The sequence below is a fragment of the Ruegeria sp. CDSC051 genome (assembly GCF_059610665.1).
Window position 1 is genome coordinate 885,497 of the sequence record NZ_JBXWOC010000001.1, and the last position, 25,040, is coordinate 910,536.

Consider the following 25,040-nt stretch of genomic DNA (forward strand, 5'->3'; position numbering starts at 1 on the left):
TCATGACGTCTCCGGGCTCTGACGAAATCTGGATTTCGACCTTTCTGGAAGCACAGGCCGCCGAGTTAGGCGCTGCCCAAAATACGCTTGTTGCCTATGGCCGCGATCTCAAGGATTTTGCGGCCTGGCTGCGGCGCCGGAAAATTGGGTTTGCCGAGGCCGACGCCAAGCAGGTTGAGGATTACCTGATCAGTTGCGACGCACAGGGATTGGCTCAATCCACCCGCGCCCGCCGTTTGTCTGCCATAAAACAGATTTATCGGTTCGCATTCGAGGAAGGCTGGCGTTCGACAAACCCCGCGATCAAGATCAAAGGCCCAGGACGGCCAAAGCGGCTGCCGAAAACTCTGGATGTATCCGAGGTGGACCGGTTATTGGTTGCTGCGCGCGAAAGCGGGCGAAACAACATCGAAAAGCTGCGCAATACCTGCCTGATGGAAATCCTGTATGCCACCGGGATGCGTGTCACTGAACTGGTATCGTTGCCGGTGTCATCGGCGCGCGGCGATCCGAGGATGCTCTTGGTATTGGGAAAAGGCGGCAAAGAGCGGATGGTTCCACTGTCCCCTCCGGCTCGACAGGCGCTTTCGGCATGGTTGGCGGCTCGGGATGAGACTGAGGAAAAGCGTGTTACAAAGGGTGGGCAGAGTTCCCGATTTCTTTTTCCCTCACGTGGCAAGGCCGGGCATCTGACACGGCATATGTTCTATCATCTGATCAAGGAACTGGCGGTTCACGGTGGGGTTTCGCCCGAAAAGGTTACACCTCACACCTTGCGTCACGCTTTTGCGACACATCTTCTTGCCAACGGTGCCGATTTGCGATCGATCCAAACATTGCTTGGTCACGCGGATGTGGCGACCACAGAAATCTATACTCATGTCCTGGAAGAACGGCTGGCTGAACTGGTGTTGCAGCATCACCCATTAGCTAAAGATCCAGTTGAAAAGGGCTAACTCCTTGATCCAGTCAAGCCGCGCCCCCATAACAGACGCAGAAACACAAGCAGCTAAGGACCGATGGAACCCTCAACTTCTCTGATCGACGGCACATTCTGGCTTACGTCCGGTGCCATATTGCTATTGCTCTTCTTATCGGGGTTTTTCTCGGGTTCTGAAACGGCTCTGACGGCCTCGTCACGCGGCAAGCTGCGGGCGCAGGCGGACAAAGGGTCGCGCGGGGCGCAGAAGGCGCTGGACATCACCGACGACAACGAACGGCTGATCGGATCGGTTTTGCTGGGCAACAATCTGGTCAACATTCTTGCGGCCTCGTTGGCCACAGCGATGTTCACGCGCCTCTTTGGCGAAAGCGGCGTAGCGTTGGCAACCCTGGTCATGACCTTGCTGGTTCTGATTTTTGCTGAAGTTTTGCCCAAGACTTATGCCATAACCAATTCGGAAAAAGCGGCATCCGCCGTTGCTCCGATCATCAGCGTGGTTGTCACCCTATTCTCACCGGTCGTTTCGGCCGTACGCCTATTGGTACGGGGAGTTTTACGCCTCTTCGGTGTACAGATCGACCCGGATAGCAACATTCTGGCCGTGCGCGACGAAATCGTTGGGGCCCTGCATTTGGGCCATTCCGAAGGCGTGGTCGAGAAGGAAGACCGTGACCGCATTCTGGGCGCTTTGGATCTGGGTGAACGTGCGGTTGAAGAGATCATGCTCCATCGTTCGAATATCGAGATGGTTGATGCGGATGACGCTCCCGAGGCGATCCTGAAACAATGCCTTGAAAGCCCCCATACACGCCTGCCTGTCTTTAGGGACGAACCAGAAAACATCGTTGGGGTTGTTCACGCCAAAGACCTGTTCCGCGCTATGTATGCTCATGCAGGAAGCAGCGAACGTGAAAACAACCGACTGAAAGAGTTCGATGTCTCAAAGGTAGCGAACGCCCCTTATTTTGTGCCTGAAACGACCACTCTGGACGATCAGATGCGGGAATTCCTGCGGATGCATAGCCATTTTGCGCTGGTGGTCGACGAATATGGTTCACTCAGGGGTCTAATCACGCTTGAAGATATCCTCGAAGAAATCGTCGGCGAGATTGCTGATGAGTTTGATATTGATGAGGACGTCCCGGTAACGCGAACCGAAGACGGCCAGTACCTTGTTGAAGGCGCCATGACGATCCGCGATGTAAACCGCGCGATGGAATGGTCTTTGCCCGACGAAGAGGCCAATACCGTGGCCGGTCTGGTCATCCACGAAGCGCAGATGATTCCGATTACAGGTCAGGTATTCTCGTTCCACGGGTTCAGGTTCGAAGTCGTCGCGCGCGAAGGCAACAGGATCACAGAGCTGAAGATCCGTCCCCTCTGATCCTCTCGCCGCGACAGCCTATGTCGTGAACGGAACAGTATCCCTGGTTCTGCGATTGCAGGCTTTGACTATATCGCAAGGGGAGACTGTGACGTGAAGACAACAACTCAGGTAGCTGTAATCGGTGGCGGCGTTGTCGGGTGTTCGGTTCTTTATCACCTGACCAAGCTGGGCTGGTCGGATGTGATGCTGCTGGAGCGGTCCGAATTGACCAGTGGCTCGACCTGGCACGCGGCGGGTGGTTTCCACACGTTGAACGGCGACACCAATATGGCCGCACTGCAAGGCTATACGATCCGGCTGTATAAAGAGCTGGAAGAGATCACCGGCATGTCCTGTGGCCTGCACCACGTTGGCGGCATAACGTTGGCCGATGACCGCGACCGGTTTGACATGCTCCTGGCCGAACGTGCCAAGCACCGCTTTATGGGGTTAGAGACCGAAATCGTGGGCCCTGAAGAGATAAGGAAAATCGCACCGATCACCAATACCGACGGCATCATCGGCGCGCTCTATGATCCGCTGGACGGGCATCTTGATCCGTCCGGAACCACCCATGCCTATGCCAAAGCGGCGCGGATGGGCGGCGCAACAATCGAAACCCAGTGCATGGTGCACGAAACAAATCAGCGCGCCGATGGCACCTGGGATGTGGTCACCAACAAGGGCACGATTCATGCTGAACATGTGGTCAACGCTGGTGGGCTCTGGGCGCGCGAGGTTGGCGCCATGGCCGGTGTCTATTTCCCGCTGCATCCGATGGAACATCAGTACCTGGTCACCGACTCGATCCCCCAAATCGAGGCAATTATCGACGCAGGCGGCGAACATCCCCATGTCATGGATCCCGCCGGCGAAAGCTATCTGCGGCAAGAGGGACGCGGTCTGTGCATCGGCTTTTATGAACAAACCTGCAGGCCCTGGGCTGTCGACGGCACCTCGTGGGATTTCGGTCACGAGCTTCTTCCCGATGATTTCGACAAGATCACCGATAGTATTGAATTCGCCTATCGCCGCTTTCCTGTTCTGGCCGAGGCTGGTGTGAAATCGGTGATCCACGGGCCGTTTACCTTTGCACCGGACGGCAATCCTCTGGTCGGGCCGGTTCCGGGGTTGCGCAACTATTGGTCGGCCTGCGGCGTGATGGCCGGGTTCAGCCAGGGCGGCGGCGTTGGTCTGACACTGGCGCAATGGATGATTGAGGGTGAGCCAGAGCGCGACGTCTTTGCGATGGACGTGGCGCGGTTCGGGGATTGGATCAGCCCGGGCTATACCCGTCCAAAGGTCATCGAGAACTATCAGAAGCGGTTCAGCGTCTCTTATCCGAACGAGGAATTGCCGGCAGCCCGCCCAGCCCGCACAACGCCGATGTATGATATCTTTACCGATCTTGGTGCTGTGTGGGGTCAGCAATACGGGCTTGAGGTGCCCAATTACTTTGCCCAAGGGGATGAACCGGGCTATGAAACGCCCTCGTTCCGCCGATCCAACGCATTCGATGCCACCGGGCGCGAAGTTCGGGCCGTGCGATCAGGTGTTGGCATCAACGAAGTGCACAATTTTGGTAAATACCGCATTGTTGGACCTGCTGCCCGTGATTGGCTGGATCGGATCATGGCGGGCCGAATCCCGAAACCGGGCCGCGTGTCGCTAACCCCGATGCTATCACCAAAGGGCAAGCTGATCGGTGATTTTACCGTTTCCTGTCTTTATGAGACCGAGTTCCGCCTAACCGCCTCCTACGGCTCTCAGGCGTTTCACATGCGCTGGTTCCTGCAAAATGCGCAGGATGGCGTAGCTGTCGAAAACATCAGCGATCGGCAGAACGGGTTCCAGATCGCCGGCCCAAAAGCCACGCAGGTTCTGGCGGCCTGCACCCGTGATGACCTGAGCGGATTTCGGTTCCTCGATCTGCGCCGCATGACCGTTGGGATGGCCGAATGTATCGTCCAGCGCGTCAGCTATACCGGCGATTTGGGGTACGAGATCTACTGCGATCCCATGGCACAAAGGCAGTTGTGGTGGACATTATGGCTGGCCGGGCAAGAACACGGCATCGTTCCATTTGGCATGCGCGCGATGATGAGCCTGCGTCTGGACAAGTTCTTTGGCTCCTGGATGCGAGAATTCTCGCCTGATTACACAGCCGCGGAAACCGGTCTGGATCGGTTCATTTCATTCTCTAAGAACGCCGATTTCATTGGCCGCGCAGCTGCCGAGGCGGAACGCACCTCAGGCCCTGCCCGTCGGCTGGTCGCGTTCGAGGTCGATGCCGAGGACGCTGATGTCAACGCGTATGAGCCGATTTGGCTGGACGGAAAAGTCGCCGGGTTCTGCACTTCGGGTGGCTATTCACACTATGCAGGCAAGTCCATTGCCATGGGGTTTCTGCCAACAGACCGCGCTGTGGACGGGCTGGAAGTAAAAATCGAAATACTTGGCCAGTTGTGCAAGGCACGTGTGATCTCAGAACCGTTATTCGACGCCGATGGCGCGCGTATGAGGGGATGACACTGCTTTCATACGTCTGCATTGTCGGCGCATGACGCGAATACCCATCATCCTTCTGGCCGCCGGACAATCCCGGCGTATGCGAGGCGCAGATAAGCTGCTGCAAGAGATTGATGGCTGCCCGCTGCTGCTCCGTTCCGCCCAGACAGCACGGGCCGCATCGTCGGTTATTGTTGCCCTGCCGTCCAAACCTCATCCCAGGTACGACGTGTTGCAAGGGCTGGACCTGCATCTGGTCGAAATCGCAGATGCGGAGGAAGGTATGAATGCCAGCTTACGAGGGGCTCTGTCCGCTGTTGGGCCAGAGGCCGAAGCCGTCATGGTTCTGCTAGCTGACCTGCCTGAAATCACTCTGGATGACCTTCAGACGCTGATCAAGGCGACTAAGGCGTATCCGGACAAGCTGATCTGGCGCGGGTCGACCGCGTCAGGACAGCCTGGCCACCCTGTGATTTTCAGCCGTCTCCTGTTTGATCAAATCAGCCGCCTGACCGGAGACGAAGGCGCACAATCTGTGGTTCGGGACCATCGGGACAAGGTCCATCTATGTGTGCTCCCCGGCCAACATGCCGTGCTGGATCTGGACACGCCCGAAGCATGGGATATCTGGACAAAAAATCGCAACAGTTAAAACGAGTACGGCCCGGTCAATGAAGACCGGGCCGGTTACCCAATTAAGGACTACCACTTTTCACTGATCCTGAAAGCGCGTCCAGAACACACTAGGCATTCCGAATATTCCGCAACCGAACCTAAACAAGACCCCCTCGTTAACATGCCGCTCAGCGCTTCCAGAGACTGTGACAAGCCGTTGGCACCCCCTAGTGCCGCCGACTTCCCTTCGCTTGGGCAAGACCATCGTCACCTATCAGATGCTCTCAAACAACGTAAAATTGGCCTAAACTTGCATTTTCTGATGTTTCAGTTTGGTTTTTACGCAACATCTCCCTCAATGCATTTCTACTATAGGTTGTTCGTCCGTGAAAATCTAAAAGCAAGTACTCTCAATTTATCACAGACCATATATATAACATGTTCATAATATGATATGTTTCCGGCAAATTCAGCCTATGAGACCAGATCCACTCACAACCAATGGCTGTGTCATAAATCCATCAATTTCTGAGAGCTCGTTTTGTTTATCAAACAGATTTAATTCAACTAAAATCATCATTTGACTGCCGAACAGGCAACAATCCACCGATTCTCACCTTATGATTCGGAAGATTTCCGCGAATCTTTGCCACCCGACGCCGGGATAGAGCCTCTCGTTTGTGGCAAAATTAAGATTTATTAACCAACCAATCAGGAAAGTCACAGACTGATGCAGCATCTCTTGATCCAAGGCGCGGCCAGTGTCGCGTGCTTCAATCAGGAGACCAAAATGAGCATCCGTAAATCCTCTCTTCTTATGCCACGCACATCAAACTGGATAGGCGTCTCAGCGCTGAGTGCGGCATTATTGGCGACGACCGCCCTGCCCTCGAAAGCTGACGAAGCGCTGGCTGATTTAGTTGAGAGCGTGTCACCTTCTGTCGTGACCATCATCGCGGAACAAAACGCCGCCAAGGGCCCGGAAAATGGACAGCAGTTTGATTTCGAAGGCCAACCATTCGGTGAATTCTTCAAACGCTTTGGCGTGCCTGAAGGGTTCGATGCCCCGCGTCGTGGTCCGTCTCAGGGTTTGGGGTCAGGTTTTGTACTGGATGAAGCCGGGTACATCATTACGAACCATCACGTGGTCGACGATGCCGCGACCGTGACCGTGCGCCTGAATGATGACCGAACTTTTGAGGCTGAGGTGATCGGTACCGACCCGTTGACCGATATCGCGGTTCTCAAGATCGACGCGGGCGAGCCACTTCAGGCCGTAGAGCTTGGCAATAGCGATGTAATCCGTGTGGGCGAGGATGTCGTCGCCATCGGAAACCCGTTTGGCCTCAGCTCGACCGTGACGACCGGGATTGTATCGGCCAAGGACCGCAATATTTCGCAGGGACCTTATGCCGAGTTCATCCAGACGGATGCGGCCATCAACAAAGGCAATTCCGGTGGCCCGCTGTTCAACATGGATGGTGAGGTTATCGGCGTGAACTCGGCCATCTATTCCCCGAGCGGTGGGTCGGTCGGGTTGGGTTTTGCCGTCACGTCGAACATTGTGGACCATATTGCCGCGGATCTGCGCGATGATGGCCAGGTCAGCCGCGGTTGGCTGGGTGTGTCAATCCAGAATGTCAGCCCTCAGATCGCTGCGGCGATGGGAATTGATGCCTCTAACGGCGCATTGGTTTCGGACGTTGTTGCCAACAGCCCTGCCGAAGGCATCCTGGAACAGGGCGACGTCATCCTGACCTTTAACGGCGAACCCGTCGCGTCCAGCAGCGACCTGCCGATCCTTGTCGGGACTACCAAGGTTGGAACAGAAAGCACGCTTACAGTTTTACGCAACGGCAGTGAGCAAGACATAAAGTTGACGATTGGACAACATCAGTCCGCATCGGCCGAAATGGACAAGTCAGTGGATGAAGGCATTTCGGGCACCGCCCTGGGCGTCACCGTTGCACCACTAACAGAAACCAATCGTGCGGAACTGGGCGTGGCCGAGAATATTGACGGTGTGATCGTCACGGACCTGAAACCGGACAGCCCTGCAGCAAAAGCCGGTCTTCAGCGTGGCGACGTGATCGTGAAGCTGGGCAACCAGGATACGGCCACACCTGACGCGCTGAAAGAAGCGCTGGATAGCGAAAAAACCGATCCCGCGCTTGTCCTGATCAACCGTGGCGGCAACCAGATCTTTGTTGCGGTGGAAATCGCCTGATCGAACACCTGCGCGCGCCACGTGATGGGGAGATCTGGCGGGCGCCTCTCTGGCATGATTGAATTGTCCGCAATCTGCCGGAGCAGCCGGGTGCGCAACGACGCACCCGGCATCTAAACCGGTCAAATCTTGTACTTTGTTTGAAAAATTGTGTTTAAGTTCCGGTAGAAAGGATTTCAGATCATGAGCCGACGCCTGTTGATCGTTGAAGATGATGAAGACACCCGGGAATTCATAGCAAAAGGATTCAGCGAGGAAGGATATGTCGTCGAACAGGCCGCGGATGGGCGCGAAGGGCTGTATCACGCCACAGATGGTGGCTTTGACGCCATCGTTCTGGACCGAATGCTGCCCGGTCTAGACGGCCTGTCACTGATCAAATCCATGCGCGCCGCGGGTCTGAAAACTCCGGTTCTGATGTTAACCGCAATGAGCGCGGTCGATGAGAGAGTCAAAGGCCTGAGGGCCGGTGCAGATGATTATCTGGTCAAACCGTTCTCTTTTCAGGAACTGCATGCGCGGATCGAAGCTCTGTTAAGACGCCCGCAGGAATCTGAGGAAAACCCGACCCTGACCTGCCGCGATCTGGATATGGATTTGCTGACCCGCAAAGTCACTCGCAACGGGCGAGAGATTACCCTGACACCGCGTGAATTTCAGATTTTGGAGTTCTTCCTGAGACGCAAGAACCGCGTGGTGTCACGCACTATGTTGCTGGAAGGTGTCTGGGATTATCATTTCGACCCGAACACCAATGTGGTTGACGTCCATATCTCGAAACTGCGCCGCCAATTGGATGAAGGCGGAGAGATCCCGTTGATTGAAACAGTCCGGGGCGCAGGTTACATGATATCTGATGGATAACCTGCGGCTTTCGTTCAATAATTCCAGAACACGTTTGGTTCTGGCCAGCATGGTTCTGAGCACATTGCTGACAGCCACCGTGCTGGCCCTTGTCTATGTCACCGCAAATCGCAGTATCGAAAGCGAAACCCGCTCGGTGGTTTCCGCGGAATTGACCGGTCTGGCCGATGAATACGAAAGGCGCGGGCTCATCGGTTTGCTGACAGCCATCGAACGCCGTATTCCCACCGCCTCTGAACGGGATGCCCTCTACTTATTGACCGACCGCAACGGGTCGAAATTGGCTGGCAACCTGAGGCAATGGCCCGATGACATCACTGCCGGAAGTGGTTGGGTCCAACTTGAGCTGCGACGCTCGGACAGCGAACAGCTGGTGCCAATCTCGGCTGCATCCATTCGTCTGCCGGGCGGAGAACGCCTGCTTGTCGGGCGGGATGCGTTGGCACGACAGCAGTTTGACCGTGTTCTTTTACGCTCGGTCGGCTTCGCGCTGGCAATCGCGCTGGCGCTGAGCGTCCTGACAGGCTGGCTGTTTACCAGGCTCGTCTTTTCGCGCTTGTCTGACATCGCCTCGACCGCAGAAAATATCGTTTCAGGCGACCTGTCGCGCAGGATGCCCTTGCGCGGGACCGGTGATGAATTCGATCAAGTTTCAGGTACGCTCAATACGATGTTGGACCGGATCGAGGAGTTGGTCAGCAATCTACGGACGACCTCGAATTCGATCGCGCATGATCTACGCTCTCCTTTGTCGCGGTTGAAACAGCGGGTCGAATCCCTGTCAGATAGCCGCAAATCCGAACAGGATCGCGAAATCGACATCGCGCGCGCGACGACCGAGGTTGATCATGTCCTGCGGGTTCTGGGCCAACTGACTGAGATTTCGCGTGCCGAAGCAGGTGTCGGGCGAGAGCAGTTCGAAGATGTCGACCTTAAGCAACTCGTGGCGGACGTGGTCGAGCTCTATGATCCGGTTGCCACGGATCAGGGCGTAACACTTGAAGTTACAGGGTCAACTGCCCCCCTTCCCGGCCACCGCCCCCTTTTGTCTCAGGCACTGTCCAACCTGTTAGAAAATGCTCTGCGATACGCGCCTGATGGTTCGACCATCACGATCAATATTGCGGATGACGGCCTGTATACCAACCTCAGCGTGCGGGATCACGGCCCCGGTGTACCACAGGACGATCTGGCCCGCCTGCAGATGCCCTTTGTGACACTTGATCCCGCCCGGACCGAGCGCAATGCAGGTCTGGGCCTGGCTTTGGTCGCAGCGATATCGCATATGCACAAAGGCATGTTCGACGCCCGCAACTGTGATCCGGGCCTTGAAGCTACTATTCGTCTTTCGCGCAAACCCTGATCCGGTAATCATGAACCGCAAAGGTAAAAAAGGATCGGGTGACAGTAATTCTGACACCGGTTAAAACGTCGATTATGTCTGACCCGATCTCAACTATCCGTAATCTCGGCCCGGCCTATGAACAGGCTTGTGCGCGTGCCGGTATCCACTCGGCCCAGCAACTGCGCGAGATAGGCCCCGACGCGGCCTATGCAAAACTTTTGCAGGCAGGATCGCGCCCTCATTTCATCGGCTATTATGTTTTGGTGATGGGGCTGCAAGGCCGCCCCTGGAACGATTGCAAAGGCGAAGAGAAAAAGGCCCTGCGGCAAAGGTTCGACGCAATCAAAGCCAGCAACAGCACTGCGCCGCAAACGAAGATGATCGCCGACTTGGATGCGATCGGCGTCCGGATATCTTCGGACGACTTGAAACCCGCATAGGAAAAGCCGCCCCCGACCCCGGGAGCGGCTTTATAGGCTTGATCTTAAAACAGATTAGCCGACCAGTTCGATGCCCGAGAAGAAATAGGCGATCTCAACCGCTGCGGTTTCCGGTGCGTCTGAACCGTGGACCGAGTTCTCGCCAACCGATTCAGCGAACTCAGCGCGGATGGTGCCGGGGGCCGCATCTGCGGGGTTGGTTGCGCCCATGACTTCGCGGTTCTTGGCAATGGCGCCTTCGCCTTCCAGAACCTGTACAATAACCGGCTCGGACGACATGAATTCGCACAGTTCGTCATAGAACGGGCGCTCGGCGTGGACGTCATAGAACTTGCCAGCTTGTGCTTTGGTCATGTGAATGCGCTTTTGCGCTACGATGCGCAGACCGGCCTCTTCAAACTTGGCGTTGATCTTGCCAGTCAGGTTGCGGCGGGTTGCATCGGGTTTGATGATCGAGAATGTGCGTTCCAGTGCCATGTCGGCCTCTCCTTAAAATAGGGCGCGGGGCCCGCGCCGAAATCCATCGCGGGCCGCGTATCATGGTCTGTAGCTTATGAAAAGTGTTATGATGCCCTGCTCCGGCGCTTTGCCGGTCACAATGTGCCGGGCAACGGGTCCAGACGGTCGATCCTACGAACATAGAGCACGGCCAGAAGGCCGATAAAGCTGCACCCGCACATCATGCCAAGCACAAGAAAGGGTCCGTTTTCCGGGCTGACAAAGGCGCCGGTGATCGTGGTCAGAACCGCCCCCAGCGCAACGATCATTGCACCTGACAGGCCCGCCGCGCTGCCTGCCAGTTTGGGACGAACCGACATCACGCCCGACGATGCATTGGCGTTGGTCAGTCCATTGCCGAAACCGACACAGATGGCCGAGCCGAAAAAGACCCAAACCGTACCAAGCCCGACCCAAAACAGAAGCAGCCCGCAAAGCGGCCCTGCCGTGGCCACATTCCGCCCTATCAGGATCATCGTTGTTAACTGCGTCCGCGCCGCCAATCGGCCAGTGACAAAATTCCCGACCATGAACCCGCCGGTGATAATGCCGATCCCAAGACCCAGCATCGCGGGGCTCAGATCAAACCAAGCAGCTGCAACCAACGGTGCACCGGTGATAAAACTGAAAAAGCCGCCGATCGAAAATGCCGCGCATAGGGCATAACCCCAAAACCTTCGGGCGCGGAACAGATGCGGATATTCCTTCAGCTGCGCCGCGAATGTTGGGGCGCGGTTTATATTGGTCTCTCCCATATCAAACCACAGCAAAGCCAGCAGACCGGTGCCAAGTACGGAATACAGAACAAACCCCGAGCGCCAGCCAAACAGCATGTCCAACGCGCCGCCCAACATCGGTCCCAGCATTGGCGCCAGCGCCATAGCCATTGCGACATAGCCCAGCTTGCTGGCCGCCTCGTTGGGGGGATAGCGGTCTCGGATTGAGGCGCTGGACAGCACAGACCCGGCGACAACCACAGCCTGAACGAGGCGAAAACCCAGAAACACCCAGATTGACCCAGCCAGCACACAGCCGATGGATGCGACCACGAAGATCGACATGCAGATCAACAGGACCGGCCTGCGCCCATATCGATCCGACAGAGGACCCATGATCAGTTGCAGCACAGCAGAAACCGCCAGATATCCCGCAACCGCCAGATTCATAAGGCCGTAATCCACCTGAAAGTCCGCGCTCATATGCGCCAGCGATGGCAGGAACATATTCAGCGTCAGTACCGACAACGCCGTGGCAAAGACCAGCGTGACCAACGACGGAGGTGTTCGGGCTGTATGCATGATGGAACCGTGTGAAAACTTCAGGCAAATCAGCGCTAACACATCGAATGCCGGTTGAACATGCAAGCCGCTGGCGGCGGCATAACGGCTCTGCTAAGAGCAGCATATGTTACGGATTCAAGACATCACCTATGCCGTTGAAGGCCGCCCTTTGTTCGAGGGCGCAAGCGCAACCATCCCCGATGGCCACAAGGTTGGACTAGTGGGGCGCAATGGCACCGGCAAGACCACGCTGTTTCGCTTGATCCGGGGGGAACTGGCGCTGGAATCGGGTAGTATCGCTGTCCCGAAACGGGCGCGTATTGGTGGCGTGGCGCAAGAGGTGCCCTCGTCCGATGCCTCACTGATCAATACCGTTCTGGCCGCCGATACCGAGCGCAGCGCACTGATGACTGAAGCCGATAGTGCCACGGACCCCGGACGCATCGCCGATATTCAGACCCGGCTGGCCGATATAGACGCCTGGTCGGCCGAAGCGCGCGCAGCCTCGATCCTCAAAGGGTTGGGGTTCGATGACGAGGATCAACTGAAACCCTGTTCGGACTTTTCCGGCGGCTGGCGCATGCGCGTCGCGCTAGCAGCGGTGCTGTTCTCGCAGCCTGATCTGTTGCTGCTGGACGAACCGACCAACTATCTGGATCTGGAAGGCGCGCTGTGGCTGGAAAGCTATCTGGCGAAATATCCGCACACGGTGATCATAATCAGCCATGACCGCGGGTTGCTGAACCGCGCTGTGGGGTCAATCCTGCATCTGGAAGATCGCAAGCTGACCTATTACGCGGTGCCTTACGATAAATTCGCGGAACGCCGCGCCGAACGTCTGGCACAGGCGGAATCGGAAAACACCAAGGCCAAGGCGCGCATCGCGCATCTGCAAAGCTTCGTGGATCGCTTTCGCTATAAGGCGTCCAAAGCAGTTCAGGCTCAGTCGCGCCTGAAGATGATCGAACGCATTCAGTTGGTCTCGACCCCGCAAGAGGCTGCTCTGCGCGCTTTTTCCTTCCCAGAACCCGAAGAACTGTCGCCCCCGATCATTCAGATCGAAGGCGGTGTGACGGGATACGGCGAGACCGAGGTGCTGCGCAAACTGAACCTGCGCATTGATCAGGATGACCGTATCGCGCTGCTGGGCAAGAACGGTCAGGGCAAATCGACCCTGTCCAAGCTGCTGTCTGATCGTCTGCCGTTGATGGCTGGCAAGATGAGCCGCAGCACCAAACTGCGCATCGGCTATTTTGCACAGCATCAGGTGGATGAGCTGCATGTGGACGAGACGCCCTTGGATCATCTGCGCCGATTGCGCCCGAATGAAGCACCGGGCAAGTGGCGCTCGCGTTTGGCCGGGTTCGGATTGAATGCCGATCAGGCAGAAACCAAGGTCGGGCGGCTGTCCGGCGGTCAAAAGGCGCGCCTGTCGCTGCTGCTGGCCACCATCGACGCCCCGCATATGCTGATTCTGGACGAACCGACCAACCATCTGGACATCGAAAGCCGCGAGGCGCTGGTTGAGGCATTGACCGCCTATTCCGGGGCCGTGGTGCTGGTCAGTCATGACATGCACCTACTGTCGCTGGTGGCGGACCACCTCTGGCTGGTCTCGGACGGATCCGTCAAACAGTTTGACGGGGATCTGGAATCTTATCGGTCCCTACTGCTGGGCCGCGACAAACCTGTTAAGGAAAAGCCGCTGACGGCCAAGCCCAAACGCCCATCGCGCGAGGCGGTTCTGAACCTGCGCGCCGATCTGCGCAAATGCGAGGAACGGATCGAGAAATTGACGGATATGCACGAAAAGCTCTCGGCCAAACTGGCGGACCCCAGTTTGTATGAAGACGACAAGATCAACGACCTGGCGACCTGGAACCGGAAATTTGCCGAGGTGGTCGAGGCAATGCAAAAAGCCGAGGCGCTTTGGGTGGTTGCGGCAGAGCGGTTGGAACAGGCAGAGACCGCAGCATGATGGATACAGCCTTTCTCATAACCTCGTTTACAACATTGCTTGTGGTCATTGATCCGCCAGCACAAACGCCGATCTTTGTGGCCCTGACACAAGGCATGGATCGGCATGCGCGCTATACAATAGCGGTGCGCGCCTGTCTGACGGCGGCTGGGATTCTGGCCATGTTCGCCGCATTCGGCGAGGCGGTTCTGGGCTTTATTGGCATCTCGATGGAGGCGTTCCGCGTTGCGGGCGGCGTTCTGTTGTTCCTCACAGCGCTGGACATGCTGTTCGAACGGCGCACCAAGCGGCGCGAAAACAGCGCCGAAGAAGAAGAGCATCCTGATCCTTCGGTATTTCCGCTGGGTATTCCCCTGATTGCAGGACCCGGCGCGATTGCCACAATGATCCTGCTGGCCGGGCAGCATCCGGGCATAGAGGGTCTGGCCGTGGTGATCGGCATGATGCTGATCGTAGTGGCGATGGTGTTCGTCACCTACCTGTCTTCAGGCGCGGTGGCACGAATTCTGGGCAAGACCGGGCTGAATGTGCTGACCCGCCTGTTGGGCATGCTGCTGGCGGCCTTGTCAGTTCAGTTTATCTTGGATGGGCTAAAAGCCTTTGGATTTGCGTCATAAATCCCCATATTGGATTCGAGTGACGCAGTAAGGTAGCGGTATGGACGGCGACAGCATTGCAAATCTGGCCTATCTTGGATTGTTGGGCGCAGCGGTCGTGGCCTGGTTTATCTCTCAGAACCGGCAAAGCCTGAACAAAACGTTGCAACAGGCTCTGGCCTGGGTGTTTATTTTTATCGGCATCATTGCCGCCTATGGACTATGGGGCGATATCCGCAGCACTGTGGGCCCTGCCCCGCAGATGACCGTGACCGGCGAAAGCATCGAAGTGCCGCGCGCTTATGACGGGCATTACTATCTACCGGTTCTGGTCAACGGAGAACCCATCACCTTTTTGGTCGATACCGGCGCCAGCCAGATTGTGTTGAACGAGGCGGATGCAAGACGCATCGGTGTTGACCCCGATCAGCTGAACTATTTCGGGCGGGCCCTGACGGCCAATGGCGAGGTGCGCACCGCCCCGATACGGCTGGACAGCCTTGAACTGGGGCCGATCACGGATCGCAATGTCTCGGCCTGGGTGAATGAAGGGGCGCTGGATCAGTCCTTGCTGGGCATGGATTACCTGCACCGGTTCTCGAATATTCAATTCGCGGATGGGCGTCTGATCCTGTCGCGCTGATGCCCTCTCGATATTGAGAACATAATAAGAACATGCTAGAGTAATAGCATGTCCACACATCTTCTTGGCCGCAAGCCTGCACGACAAATGGCGGGGCTGCAGCTCCATCCGCAGATCACTCTGCAACTGGCCCGCGTGCACGAGGCCTGCGGCCCCGCCCGGCGCAGCTTTGCCATGTGGTTGGCCGGTCAGGCACAGGGGCCGGTGTTGTGGATTTCCCCCGCGTGGGAGGCAAGCCAGTTGCACCCAGGCGGGATGATGGCCTTTGCCGATCCTGCTCGGTTCCTGTTTGCCCGCCCCAACCATGCCGAGGATCTGCTGTGGTGCATGGAAGAAGCGTTGCGCAGCGGGGCAACCCCACTGGTGATCTGCGATCTGCCCGAGGCGCCCGGCCTGACGCCGGTCCGACGGATGCATCTGGCCGCGGAACAAGGCGGCACGATGGGGCCAGCCCCGCTGGGCCTGCTACTGACCCCTGGCGATGGCGGCGCACAGGGGGTTGAAACCCGCTGGCACATGGCTGCGGATCATCACGCCGGGGTTCCCTGCTGGACCCTGACCCGCCGTCGCGCCCGCGCCCTGCCCTCGGTCAGCTGGCAGGCCACCCAGACCAAGCCACATGCCGGGCTGAACCTGACGCGGATCAAAGCCCAAGATGTGTATTGGGGGGAATAAGTTACGCGGCTCACAGCACTTGTGACTAGCCAAGTGCCACATCCAACCCTAGCGTTCCGGTATGAGCCATCCAATCCATGACAGCCGCTATTCTTGGCTTCGCCTTCTGATCACCCTCGCAATCGCTACGGTGGCGAATGTGGGCATGTGGGCGGTAATCGTCGTGATGCCCGCGATCGAGGCGCAATTCAGCGCCGGTCGGGCCGAAGCCTCATTTCCCTATGTCTTGTCGATGATCGGGTTTGCACTGGGGAACATGTGGCTGGGGCAACTGGTTGATCGGTTGGGCGTGACCAAGGCACTGATCGGTGCCGCCCTTCTGAGCGCGGTCAGCTATCTGTTGGCAACATGGGCGCCGAATATGCTGCTCTTGTCACTGGCCCATCTGCTGTTGGGGTTGGGCACGGCTGTTGGTTTTGGCCCTCTGATCGCGGATATCTCACACTGGTTCATGAAACGCCGCGGGATTGCGGTGGCGTTGGTTGCCAGCGGAAACTACCTGTCCGGGGCGATCTGGCCAACGCTTCTGTCAGGCATCCTTGCACGTGAGGGATGGCAGCAGGTCTATCTGACGCTGGCGGTCATAACGCTGCTCGTTGTCATACCCCTGTCTCTGCTGCTGCGCCGGCAAGTCCCGATCGAGGCCCATCAGACCGCCGCCGCCAATGCGCAGATCAACGCGCGCAGCGTGGGAATATCGCCCCGCAGCTTGCAATACGTTCTTGGTCTGGCCGGAATCGGCTGTTGCGTGGCCATGTCGATGCCGCAGGTCCATATCGTGTCCTACTGCGTCGGGCTCGGATATGGCCCGGCGGTCGGGGCCGAGATGCTCTCGCTGATGTTGCTGGGCGGCGTGGTCAGCCGAGTGATCTCGGGGTTGGTCGCCGACAAGCTGGGCGGGTTGATGACATTGCTGGTCGGCTCTTTCCTGCAATGTATCGCCCTATTTCTGTTCCTTCCCTATGACGGGATGGCCTCACTTTACATTATCAGCCTCATGTTCGGTCTGGCGCAGGGCGGCATTGTCCCCAGCTATGCGCTGGTCGTACGTGAATATATGCCCCCGCAAGAGGCCGGAGCACGCGTTGGCTTTGTCATGATGATGACCATCATGGGCATGGCACTGGGCGGATGGATGTCCGGGTGGATATACGACTTAACCGGAAATTATCAACTGGCCTTTATCAATGGCATCCTCTGGAACGGGCTGAACATCGCTATCCTGCTGATGTTGCTAAGGCGATCGCGGCCCCGCAGGCAGGAGGTCATGATATGACCCAACTGACAAGGCGCGCTGTACTGTCCGGGTTGACCGCCCTTCCATTTGCGCACCCGGCTCTGGCCGGGTTGCGTCCCTATGAACTGGTCCGCAATGGCACTTCCCTAGATTTTACGTTCGAGCTGTCCGGAATCACACAGTCCGGAACCATGCCGATACGATCTGCAGATATCCGAATTGACATGACCGACCTGGCCAACAGCCGGGTGGATGTTTCGCTGAACGTTGCCAAGGCGCGAACCAACCTGCCCTTTGCCCGCAAACCGATGCTCAGCGCTGGGGTTCTGGACGCCACAGGATTTCCCACAATTCATTTCACCTCGACCGATATTCAGCTTGGCGAAGGTGGACGTATCTCGAACGGGGCCGAGATCACAGGAGATCTGACCTTGCGTGGCGTAACGCGACCAATCACATTGCGCGCCAATATATTTCGCCCGCCCGGCAGCGCCCGAGACAACTTGAATAACCTCTCCATCCAACTCAGCGGTTCACTGAACCGTCACGAATTTGGCGCCTCGGGTTATTCCGACCTCGTAAAGGAAACTGTTGGCCTTGATATCCGGGCCAAGATCAAAAAGACTGGATAGATCAAAAACGACGCCACAAAGTCGATAAGCCGCGCGCACCGCGCTGGAAATATCGCAATCTGAGCCCATCATGCGCACGATCATTTCCTTTGCCGCCCTATTTCTTTCCGTCATTCTGCTTCAACTGTCCACCGGTGGCGTTGGCCCGCTGGATGCGATTTCCGGCCTGACCCTGAATTTCACCACCGGGCAAATTGGTCTGTTGGGCTCGGCCCATTTCGTTGGCTTCTTTGTGGGATGCTGGTGGGCCCCGCGCCTGATGGGAAGCGTCGGCCATTCGCGGGCATTTGCCGTTTGCACAGCTTTGGGCGCAATGGGGTTGCTGGGGCACACCCTGACGGACAACGCTTATATCTGGGCGATGCTTCGGATCGCGTCAGGCGCCTGTGTCGCCGGGTGCTACACAGTGATCGAGGCCTGGCTGAACGCAAAAGTCACGAATGAGACGCGCGGGCGCGCCATGGGCACCTATCGCATCGTCGATATGGGCGCGTCCCTCTGTGCCCAGCTGATCATCGCAGTTCTGCCACCAGCATCATATGTCTCATATAACTTGCTGGCGATCCTGTGCTGCGCTGCCCTGTTGCCACTGACCCTGACCCGCGCCAGCCAGCCCGAAACGCCCGACGCCCCGCGGCTGCGCCCGAAACTGGCCTGGAACAGCTCTCCTCTGGCGGTGGCCGGGGTGGTGGTTGCAGCGTTAAGCTCGGCGTCCTTTCGGATGGTCGGCCCTGTTTACGGGCAAGAGGTCGGGCTTGGCGTCGATCAGATCGCGTTTTTCCTGGCGTCTTTCGTGCTGGGCGGCGCGTTGGCGCAATATCCGATGGGGTGGCTGGCCGATAAATACGACAGGCGCTGGGTACTGATCTGGCTTTCGGTAGCCGCCGTCCTAAGCTGCGGTGTGACCATGGCCACCAGCAACACCGGAACCGTCGGCGTCATGCTGGCCGCGTGTTTGTTCGGCTTTACGACCTTCCCGATTTTCTCAGTTTCATCCGCACATGCCAACGATTTTGCCACAACCGAACAGCGGGTCGAGCTCTCTGCCGCGCTGATGTTCTGGTATGCGCTGGGTGCGATTGCCTCGCCTTACGTGTCATCCACTTTGATTCAATCCTTTGGACCCGGCGCGCTTTTTGCCTTTGTAGCGCTTGGCCACGTGTTCCTGATCGTCTTTGGTCTGGCGCGGATGCGGTCGCGGCCAACACCCGAGGAACGCACCAGCTATGTCTATTCACCGCGAACCTCGTTTACCATCGGGCGCTTGCTGAAACGATCCCGCGAGGAACGATAGAAAAAGGGCCGGGAAAATCCCGGCCCTTTCTCTTTAGTGTTAGGTTCGTGGTTCCTTGTCGACCACCTCGACCTCTTCCACCGGATCAACCGTCGGCTCGAGCGCGCCGTTGACGATACCGCCCACACCGTTCTCCATCGACAGGCCCAGCTCTTCGCCCAGCTTTTTCAGCGCGGGCATCTGCACGGCCATACCCATGATCGAATCCAGCGCCTGGTTCACCACCGGCTTGTCGCCATTGGCGCCTCCGCCACCACCGGCGGCACCGATCCCGCCAACCTGATGGATCTTGATCGAGTCGATCTTTTCGGCAGGTTTGACCATTTCCGCAATGATCGTCGGCATCGCTTCAATCCGGGCCAGATCAACCTTCAGGCGGATCTGATCAACGGACAGGGCATTGTCAGCCTCGACAATCGCGCGCTTACCTTCCGCTTCGGCCAGCATGTCGTTCTTCTTGGCCTCGGCGCGGATGTTCAGCGCATCCGCTTCGGCTTGCGCCTCTTCACGGCGGGCTTCGGCGCGGTCGGCGGCAGCTTCTTTCTCGGCCTGGGCGGCCAGACGGATGGCTGTGGCCTGACGTTCAGCCTCACGCGTCGCTTCGATCAGCACGATCTGCTTCTGACGCTCGGCCTCGGCCACCTGACGGGCGGTAACCACCGCTTCGGTCGCTTTGGTCGCCTCAGCGCGGGCCAGATCGGCAGACGCACGGGCGCGGCTTTCCTCTTCGGATTTCTGCGCGATGATGATCTGACGCTCTTGCTCGGCAACCTCCAGCTCGCGCTCTTTCGAGATCTCGGCCTCGCGGATTTTACGCTCGCGCTCAATGTCGGCGCCACGAATGGCTTCTTCACGGGCAATCCGGGCACGTTCGGTTTCACGCACCGAGTCCTCGGTCCGCGCGGCGATCTCAGCCTCTTGCGCCACGCGCAGGGTTTCGATCTGTTGCGTCTGTTCGATGCGGGCCTGCTCTTCGTCCTTGTCGATCAACAGCTTCTGACGCTGGGCTTCCATCGCAGCACGGCGCACTTCAACCTCGGCATCCGCATCGATCTGCGCGCGCTCTTTTTTCGAGGTCGCAATCACCTCGGCCAGCTTGCGCATACCCACGGCGTTAAAGGCGTTGTTCTCATCCAGCGCTTCGAACGGTGTCTGGTCCAGCGCAGTCAGCGAGACCGATTCCAGCGACAGACCATTTTTCAGCAAGTCTTCGGAGACGGCATTCTGCACCTCTTGCACAAAATCGGCACGGTTTTCATGCAGACCGTCCATGGTCATCTGCGCAGCCACGGCACGCAGACCGTCGATCAGCTTGCCTTCGATCATCTCACGCAGTTGCTCAACATCGAATGTACGGGCGCCCAGGGTTTGGGCCGCGCGTGCGATACCCTCTTCAGTGGCCATGACCGAGACATAGAACTCGACCCCGACGTCAACACGCATCCGGTCTTTTGTGATCAAAGCAGCCTCGGCGCTGCGCTGCACCTCAAGACGCAGGGTCTTCATGTTGACGGGGCTGACCTCGTGCAAAAGCGGCACGACTATGACGCCACCATCCATGATGACTTTCTTACCGCCAGCACCGGTTTTCACCAGGCTCACCTCGCGGGTTGCGCGGCGGTACAGTCGGGCCAGTACAAGGCCAATGAACATAACGGCCGCTAAAATGGTCACAACTGTGACGGCTAGGAATGTAAGTTCCATGCAAAATCCTCCGATTTGGGGTTGTTGAATTGGTTAGTTTGACAAGCCGACCAGAACGAACCGGTCGCGCCGTCGGTCGCGCAGGACAAGCACTTCGGTGCCTTGTTCCAGCGTATCCTTGTCCTGCAGGGGTTCAGCGCGCAGGTAATGCGCATTGCCAAAGCGGTCCATGACCCGCACTTCGGCCGGGCGGCCTCGGGATGCCGTCCCTTGCGAGATGAAACCGCGACGGCGGGCCAGCATCCGTTCTGACATCGCCTCGGTCTCGGTTTTCGGCAGCAGGCGGGCAAAGACCGCGCTAAAGCCACGCGCAAACCAGATGCCAAAGGCCCCGGCCGGGATCGCAGCCATCCATGAGGGCAGATCAAAGCCCATCACATCACGCAGGCCCAGTTGCAGACCGATGCCCGACAGGCCGAAACCAGCCAGCAAAACCACCAGCCAGATCATGAAAGGCACTTTGCCAAAGCCCAGCCAGCTTGCAGGACCGTCCGAGGTCACAACCGGCGTTTCCGCCGCAACCTCGGCCAGCTCGAACTCACCCAGATCGACATCCGCGTCCAGATCAAGTTCGAAATCACCGATGTCCAATTCCGGAGCGTCAACCAGATCAAGGTCAACGTCGCCCTCACCCGCCATCAGGCTTCCACCCAGCAACAGCGCCACCAGTTCCAGCCCCAAAAGGCCAAACAACAGCGCAATCGCAATGGTAAAGGGCACAAATGCACCCTCGAGTAGAAAGCTGAACATCAGTGGGCTGTCTCCGTTATTGTATACGATGGTATGCAGTAAATATGGGGAGTCATGACAAAGTTTCAAGAGGTTGTGATTCTATATTTCAACCTATGGGTAATTAACATGGTGACACAGCGGCAGTCGGGAAATCCGTTCTTCGGGGTTTTTTCGGTGCCTGGGGCCGGAAAGTGGCATCCGTGCAAAAGCCGGGCTTTTGCTGGGCAGTGACATACGATAGACGAGCCTGCAGTTACATACGCGGAAACGGAACATGGCTCGGATTCTCATCACCTCGGCGATCCCCTATATCAACGGGATCAAGCACCTCGGCAATCTGATCGGCTCGCAATTGCCTGCCGACCTATATGCGCGGTATCAACGCGGCCGGGGGAATGAGGTCATGTTTCTCTGCGCCACCGACGAACACGGCACTCCGGCCGAGCTGGCCGCCGCCAAGGCAGGCAAGCCGGTCGCTGATTACTGTGCCGAGATGCATGGTGTGCAGGCCGATATCGCACAGCGCTTTGGCCTGAGCTTTGATCACTTTGGCCGCTCATCCAGCGCCCAGAACAAAGCGTTGACCCAGCATTTTGCGGGCAAGCTGGAAGACGCCGGGTTGATCCGCGAAGTGAGCGAGAAGCAGGTCTATTCCCACGCCGATGGACGGTTTCTGCCGGATCGCTATATCGAAGGCACCTGCCCCAACTGCGGGTACGACCGTGCACGTGGAGACCAGTGCGAAAACTGCACCAAGCAATTGGATCCGACCGACCTGATCGAGCCGCGCTCGGCCATTTCCGGGTCAACCGATCTGGAGGTGCGTGAGACCAAACACCTGTATCTGCGCCAATCCGCGATGAAGGATCAACTAAACGCCTGGATCGATTCCAAGACCGATTGGCCGATCCTGACCACCTCGATCGCCAAGAAATGGTTACATGACGGCGACGGCCTGCAGGATCGCGGCATCACCCGCGATCTGGACTGGGGCGTGCCGGTCAAGAAAGGCGATCAGGACTGGCCGGGTATGGAAGGCAAGGTCTTTTACGTCTGGTTCGACGCGCCGATCGAATACATCGCCTGCGCCAAGGAATGGGCTGATGCGACCGGAAAAGCGGATACCGAGTGGGAGCGCTGGTGGCGCACTGACAAAGGTGCCGATGACGTGCGCTATGTTCAATTCATGGGTAAGGACAATGTGCCTTTCCATACCCTGTCCTTTCCGGCGACCATTCTAGGTTCGGGTGAGCCGTGGAAGATGGTCGACCACCTGAAATCCTTCAACTACCTGAACTATGACGGCGGCCAGTTCTCAACCAGCCAAGGTCGCGGCGTATTCATGGATCAGGCACTGGACATCTTGCCCGCCGATTACTGGCGCTGGTGGCTGCTGAGCCATGCGCCTGAAAGCAGCGATAGCGAATTCACCTGGGAGAACTTCCAGCAATCGGTGAACAAGGATCTGGCCGATGTGTTGGGCAACTTCGTCAGCCGGATCACCAAGTTCTGCCGCTCAAAATTCGGCGAGGCGGTGCCCCAAGGCGGCACCTATGGGGACCGCGAGCAGGCCCTGATCGAAGAGCTGACCCGCCGCGTCCGCGCCTATGAAGGGTTCATGGAGGCGATGGAAGTTCGCAAATCCGCGCAGGAATTGCGCGCCATCTGGGTTGCCGGGAACGAGTATCTTCAATCCGCGGCACCCTGGTCGACCTTCAAGGAAGATCCCGAACAGGCCGCGGTACAGGTGCGTCTGGGTCTGAACTTGATCCGGCTCTATGCCGTGCTCAGTGCGCCGTTCATTCCCGAAACCACCGCCCGTATGCTGAGCGCGATGAACACGCTGGATACCGGCTGGCCTGACGATGTTGCGGCGGCCCTGTCCGCCCTGCCCGCAGGCCACGACTTTGCCGTTCCTGATGTTCTGTTCGCCAAGATCACCGACGAACAGCGCGAAGATTGGCAGGACCGTTTTGCAGGTGTCCGCACGTAAGACACCCGACCGGGAAAAGAATACAGGGGGCTTAACGGCCCCCTTTTTTCATTTTGCGTTTAATCCAGATTGCCGGAAACGCCCTTGCCAGATCAGGAACCTAGCCCTGGCCGATTTTCGTAAACCTGCCGCCCTACAGAAAAATATCCTTGGGTAAGCGATTGCCTTACGGGCTAACACGCTTGAGAAACCTACCAAAACCAGCCATCCTCACGAAGAGTTTAGGCGACTCGGACCGCTGGCGGCGACCCGAGTTGTGTCCAGTTTTTGTTTCAATGGGGCTTCTGCCATGATCCTTGCATCAACACTTTTCAGCTTTCGACCGAATGACCCCATAGCCAAATCCGTTTGGTATGCCGCAGCTTTGGCCCTGTGTGGGTTGGTGGTGCCAGCTGCCGCGCAGGATAAAAGTGACGCCCCACCGCCCAAAGTGTCCATTGCAGCGGCCTACACACAAGAAATCACGGACGAGGCGACTTTCATCGGTCGAGCTGAGGCGCTGAACAAGGCCGATATTGTCGCCCGGGTCAGCGGTTTTCTGGACAGTCAGAATGTTGAAGACGGCGCGATGGTGAATGAAGGCGACCTTATGTTCACGATCGAGCCGGACCTGTATCAGGCGACACTAGATGCACGGAATGCCGATCTGGACCGTGCCGAAGCAAATCTTGAGCTCGCCAAAGTTGATCTGGCCCGGAAGGAAGAACTTTACAAACGCGATGCCACTCCGGAAAGCGAACGGGATATCGCCCGTGCCAACGAACTTGTGGCCATTGCCGAAGTCAAAGCCGCGAAAGCCGCGATCCAACAGGCCGAACTTGATCTGAGCTATACTAAGGTCCACGCACCGTTCACCGGCCGTATCGGGCGGGTCGCTATCAGCGTCGGGGACGTTGTCGGCCCGAACAACCCACCATTGGTGAATATCGTCAGCGAGGCACCAGTGTATGTGAATTTCTCGTTGAACGAGAAACAGTTTACCTCGGTTCTTGAACAATATGGCGAGAATGCATCGTCGCTGGCTGAAAGCCCCAAAAGCCCGAATGTGCATGTAACGCTGCCCAATGGATCGGATCTGGGCGAAACAGGTTCGATTGTTTTCGTTGACAACCGTATCGACCCGCTGACTGGAACGATTGCAATGCGGGCCGAATTCACAAATGCCGACCGGCTGATCCTCGATGGTCAGTTCCTGAGCGTTCATATCGAAGCGCTGGAGCCGACCTTGCAGGTTCTGATCCCGCAGGCGGCCTTGTCACGTGATCAGCGCGGTGATTTCGTTCTGGTCGTTAACGATAAGCAAATGGTCGAACAGCGCTATATCACCACCGGCGACAATGTCGGAACTGCTGTGATCGTTCTGGACGGCCTGCGCGAAGGGGAAAGCGTGATCGTCGAGGGCCTTCAGCGCGTGCGCCCGGGTGTGGCAGTGGATGCTGTCACCGCATCCGAGCAGCCGGGAGAGTAACA

21 protein-coding genes are annotated in these 25,040 nt (G+C 57.6%); 17 read left to right on the forward strand and 4 right to left on the reverse strand.

Features of this window, described 5'->3' with window-relative positions; all coding sequences use genetic code 11:
• The first annotated feature begins 2 nt into the window (after positions 1–2).
• From AC2FH0_RS04530 to AC2FH0_RS04565, 8 genes are all read left to right on the forward strand, one after another.
• Positions 3–956, forward strand: coding sequence for a site-specific tyrosine recombinase XerD (locus AC2FH0_RS04530; RefSeq protein ID WP_496677775.1), 954 nt, complete (start codon positions 3–5; stop codon positions 954–956).
• Between the two features lie 63 nt (positions 957–1,019).
• Positions 1,020–2,327: an HlyC/CorC family transporter gene (locus AC2FH0_RS04535; RefSeq protein WP_142634257.1), complete on the forward strand. Its 1,308-nt coding sequence runs from the start codon at positions 1,020–1,022 to the stop codon at positions 2,325–2,327.
• Positions 2,328–2,420: 93 nt separating this feature from the next.
• Positions 2,421–4,838: a GcvT family protein gene (locus AC2FH0_RS04540; protein WP_496788682.1), complete on the forward strand. Its 2,418-nt coding sequence runs from the start codon at positions 2,421–2,423 to the stop codon at positions 4,836–4,838.
• A gap of 31 nt (positions 4,839–4,869) precedes the next feature.
• Positions 4,870–5,469 (forward strand): nucleotidyltransferase family protein, encoded by a 600-nt coding sequence (locus AC2FH0_RS04545; protein WP_496700819.1) that lies wholly within the window; start codon positions 4,870–4,872, stop codon positions 5,467–5,469.
• 753 nt (positions 5,470–6,222) lie between these two features.
• Positions 6,223–7,659, forward strand: coding sequence for a Do family serine endopeptidase (locus tag AC2FH0_RS04550; RefSeq protein ID WP_496788683.1), 1,437 nt, complete (start codon positions 6,223–6,225; stop codon positions 7,657–7,659).
• Between the two features lie 183 nt (positions 7,660–7,842).
• Positions 7,843–8,523: a response regulator transcription factor gene (locus AC2FH0_RS04555; RefSeq protein ID WP_142634264.1), complete on the forward strand. Its 681-nt coding sequence runs from the start codon at positions 7,843–7,845 to the stop codon at positions 8,521–8,523.
• Positions 8,516–9,886: a sensor histidine kinase gene (locus AC2FH0_RS04560; RefSeq protein WP_496690682.1), complete on the forward strand. Its 1,371-nt coding sequence runs from the start codon at positions 8,516–8,518 to the stop codon at positions 9,884–9,886. The genes AC2FH0_RS04555 and AC2FH0_RS04560 overlap by 8 nt, the downstream gene beginning before the upstream one ends.
• 74 nt (positions 9,887–9,960) lie before the next feature.
• Positions 9,961–10,308 (forward strand): TfoX/Sxy family protein, encoded by a 348-nt coding sequence (locus AC2FH0_RS04565; protein ID WP_496687709.1) that lies wholly within the window; start codon positions 9,961–9,963, stop codon positions 10,306–10,308.
• A gap of 54 nt (positions 10,309–10,362) precedes the next feature.
• On the opposite strand, the gene ndk is transcribed toward AC2FH0_RS04565, so the two are convergent.
• Both ndk and AC2FH0_RS04575 read right to left on the reverse strand, forming a co-directional pair.
• Positions 10,363–10,785, reverse strand: coding sequence for a nucleoside-diphosphate kinase (ndk, locus tag AC2FH0_RS04570; protein WP_142634270.1), 423 nt, complete (start codon positions 10,783–10,785; stop codon positions 10,363–10,365).
• A 116-nt stretch (positions 10,786–10,901) separates the two neighbouring features.
• Positions 10,902–12,104 (reverse strand): multidrug effflux MFS transporter, encoded by a 1,203-nt coding sequence (locus AC2FH0_RS04575; RefSeq protein ID WP_496788684.1) that lies wholly within the window; start codon positions 12,102–12,104, stop codon positions 10,902–10,904.
• 106 nt (positions 12,105–12,210) lie between these two features.
• Here AC2FH0_RS04575 and AC2FH0_RS04580 point away from each other — a divergent pair, with 106 nt between their 5' ends.
• The 7 genes from AC2FH0_RS04580 to AC2FH0_RS04610 all read left to right on the forward strand — a co-directional run bounded on the left by AC2FH0_RS04580 (position 12,211) and on the right by AC2FH0_RS04610 (position 19,141).
• Positions 12,211–14,064: an ABC-F family ATP-binding cassette domain-containing protein gene (locus AC2FH0_RS04580; protein ID WP_496788686.1), complete on the forward strand. Its 1,854-nt coding sequence runs from the start codon at positions 12,211–12,213 to the stop codon at positions 14,062–14,064.
• A complete protein-coding gene (locus AC2FH0_RS04585) occupies positions 14,061–14,681 on the forward strand; it encodes a MarC family protein (RefSeq protein WP_142634274.1) in 621 nt (206 codons plus the stop codon). Before AC2FH0_RS04580 ends, AC2FH0_RS04585 begins: the two co-directional genes overlap by 4 nt.
• Before the next feature lie 40 nt (positions 14,682–14,721).
• The gene (locus AC2FH0_RS04590; RefSeq protein WP_142634277.1) at positions 14,722–15,303 is read left to right on the forward strand and encodes a retropepsin-like aspartic protease family protein; all 582 of its coding nucleotides are present in this window, start codon (positions 14,722–14,724) and stop codon (positions 15,301–15,303) included.
• A 48-nt stretch (positions 15,304–15,351) separates the two neighbouring features.
• A complete protein-coding gene (locus tag AC2FH0_RS04595; RefSeq protein ID WP_496788687.1) occupies positions 15,352–15,978 on the forward strand; it encodes an ImuA family protein in 627 nt (208 codons plus the stop codon).
• Positions 15,979–16,039: 61 nt separating this feature from the next.
• The gene (locus tag AC2FH0_RS04600; protein WP_496695173.1) at positions 16,040–17,254 is read left to right on the forward strand and encodes an MFS transporter; all 1,215 of its coding nucleotides are present in this window, start codon (positions 16,040–16,042) and stop codon (positions 17,252–17,254) included.
• On the forward strand, positions 17,251–17,847 hold the full coding sequence (locus tag AC2FH0_RS04605) for a YceI family protein (protein WP_496788688.1): 597 nt from the start codon (positions 17,251–17,253) through the stop codon (positions 17,845–17,847). The genes AC2FH0_RS04600 and AC2FH0_RS04605 overlap by 4 nt, the downstream gene beginning before the upstream one ends.
• 70 nt (positions 17,848–17,917) lie before the next feature.
• Complete coding sequence (locus AC2FH0_RS04610; RefSeq protein ID WP_496788690.1) at positions 17,918–19,141, forward strand: MFS transporter; 1,224 nt, start codon at positions 17,918–17,920, stop codon at positions 19,139–19,141.
• A 39-nt stretch (positions 19,142–19,180) separates the two neighbouring features.
• On the opposite strand, the gene AC2FH0_RS04615 is transcribed toward AC2FH0_RS04610, so the two are convergent.
• Both AC2FH0_RS04615 and AC2FH0_RS04620 read right to left on the reverse strand, forming a co-directional pair.
• Entirely contained in the window at positions 19,181–20,845 is a 1,665-nt protein-coding gene (locus AC2FH0_RS04615; protein ID WP_496788691.1) for a flotillin family protein, read from the reverse strand.
• Positions 20,846–20,878: 33 nt separating this feature from the next.
• Positions 20,879–21,595, reverse strand: coding sequence for an OB-fold-containig protein (locus tag AC2FH0_RS04620; protein ID WP_496750539.1), 717 nt, complete (start codon positions 21,593–21,595; stop codon positions 20,879–20,881).
• 256 nt (positions 21,596–21,851) lie between these two features.
• Between AC2FH0_RS04620 and metG the strand changes: the two genes are divergently transcribed.
• Together metG and AC2FH0_RS04630 are read left to right on the forward strand one after the other, a co-directional pair.
• Positions 21,852–23,570, forward strand: a complete 1,719-nt coding sequence (gene metG / locus AC2FH0_RS04625) for a methionine--tRNA ligase (RefSeq protein ID WP_496788692.1) — start codon at positions 21,852–21,854, stop codon at positions 23,568–23,570.
• Between the two features lie 289 nt (positions 23,571–23,859).
• Entirely contained in the window at positions 23,860–25,038 is a 1,179-nt protein-coding gene (locus AC2FH0_RS04630) for an efflux RND transporter periplasmic adaptor subunit (RefSeq protein ID WP_281972227.1), read from the forward strand.
• Positions 25,039–25,040 lie beyond the last annotated feature (2 nt).

Excerpts from the sequence above, each read along its gene's own strand:
- AC2FH0_RS04565 (WP_496687709.1), top strand. The coding sequence starts at position 9,961 with ATGTCTGACCCGATCTCAACTATCCGTAATCTCGGCCCGGCCTATGAA.
- AC2FH0_RS04600 (WP_496695173.1), top strand. The coding sequence starts at position 16,040 with ATGAGCCATCCAATCCATGACAGCCGCTATTCTTGGCTTCGCCTTCTG.
- AC2FH0_RS04605 (WP_496788688.1), top strand. The coding sequence starts at position 17,251 with ATGACCCAACTGACAAGGCGCGCTGTACTGTCCGGGTTGACCGCCCTT.
- AC2FH0_RS04560 (WP_496690682.1), top strand. The coding sequence starts at position 8,516 with ATGGATAACCTGCGGCTTTCGTTCAATAATTCCAGAACACGTTTGGTT.
- AC2FH0_RS04585 (WP_142634274.1), top strand. The coding sequence starts at position 14,061 with ATGATGGATACAGCCTTTCTCATAACCTCGTTTACAACATTGCTTGTG.
- AC2FH0_RS04620 (WP_496750539.1), bottom strand. The coding sequence starts at position 21,595 with ATGTTCAGCTTTCTACTCGAGGGTGCATTTGTGCCCTTTACCATTGCG.
- AC2FH0_RS04535 (WP_142634257.1), top strand. The coding sequence starts at position 1,020 with ATGGAACCCTCAACTTCTCTGATCGACGGCACATTCTGGCTTACGTCC.
- AC2FH0_RS04580 (WP_496788686.1), top strand. The coding sequence starts at position 12,211 with ATGTTACGGATTCAAGACATCACCTATGCCGTTGAAGGCCGCCCTTTG.
- AC2FH0_RS04575 (WP_496788684.1), bottom strand. The coding sequence starts at position 12,104 with ATGCATACAGCCCGAACACCTCCGTCGTTGGTCACGCTGGTCTTTGCC.
- AC2FH0_RS04550 (WP_496788683.1), top strand. The coding sequence starts at position 6,223 with ATGAGCATCCGTAAATCCTCTCTTCTTATGCCACGCACATCAAACTGG.
- AC2FH0_RS04555 (WP_142634264.1), top strand. The coding sequence starts at position 7,843 with ATGAGCCGACGCCTGTTGATCGTTGAAGATGATGAAGACACCCGGGAA.
- ndk (WP_142634270.1), bottom strand. The coding sequence starts at position 10,785 with ATGGCACTGGAACGCACATTCTCGATCATCAAACCCGATGCAACCCGC.
- AC2FH0_RS04595 (WP_496788687.1), top strand. The coding sequence starts at position 15,352 with ATGTCCACACATCTTCTTGGCCGCAAGCCTGCACGACAAATGGCGGGG.
- AC2FH0_RS04615 (WP_496788691.1), bottom strand. The coding sequence starts at position 20,845 with ATGGAACTTACATTCCTAGCCGTCACAGTTGTGACCATTTTAGCGGCC.
- AC2FH0_RS04530 (WP_496677775.1), top strand. The coding sequence starts at position 3 with ATGACGTCTCCGGGCTCTGACGAAATCTGGATTTCGACCTTTCTGGAA.
- metG (WP_496788692.1), top strand. The coding sequence starts at position 21,852 with ATGGCTCGGATTCTCATCACCTCGGCGATCCCCTATATCAACGGGATC.
- AC2FH0_RS04590 (WP_142634277.1), top strand. The coding sequence starts at position 14,722 with ATGGACGGCGACAGCATTGCAAATCTGGCCTATCTTGGATTGTTGGGC.
- AC2FH0_RS04630 (WP_281972227.1), top strand. The coding sequence starts at position 23,860 with ATGATCCTTGCATCAACACTTTTCAGCTTTCGACCGAATGACCCCATA.
- AC2FH0_RS04545 (WP_496700819.1), top strand. The coding sequence starts at position 4,870 with ATGACGCGAATACCCATCATCCTTCTGGCCGCCGGACAATCCCGGCGT.
- AC2FH0_RS04610 (WP_496788690.1), top strand. The coding sequence starts at position 17,918 with ATGCGCACGATCATTTCCTTTGCCGCCCTATTTCTTTCCGTCATTCTG.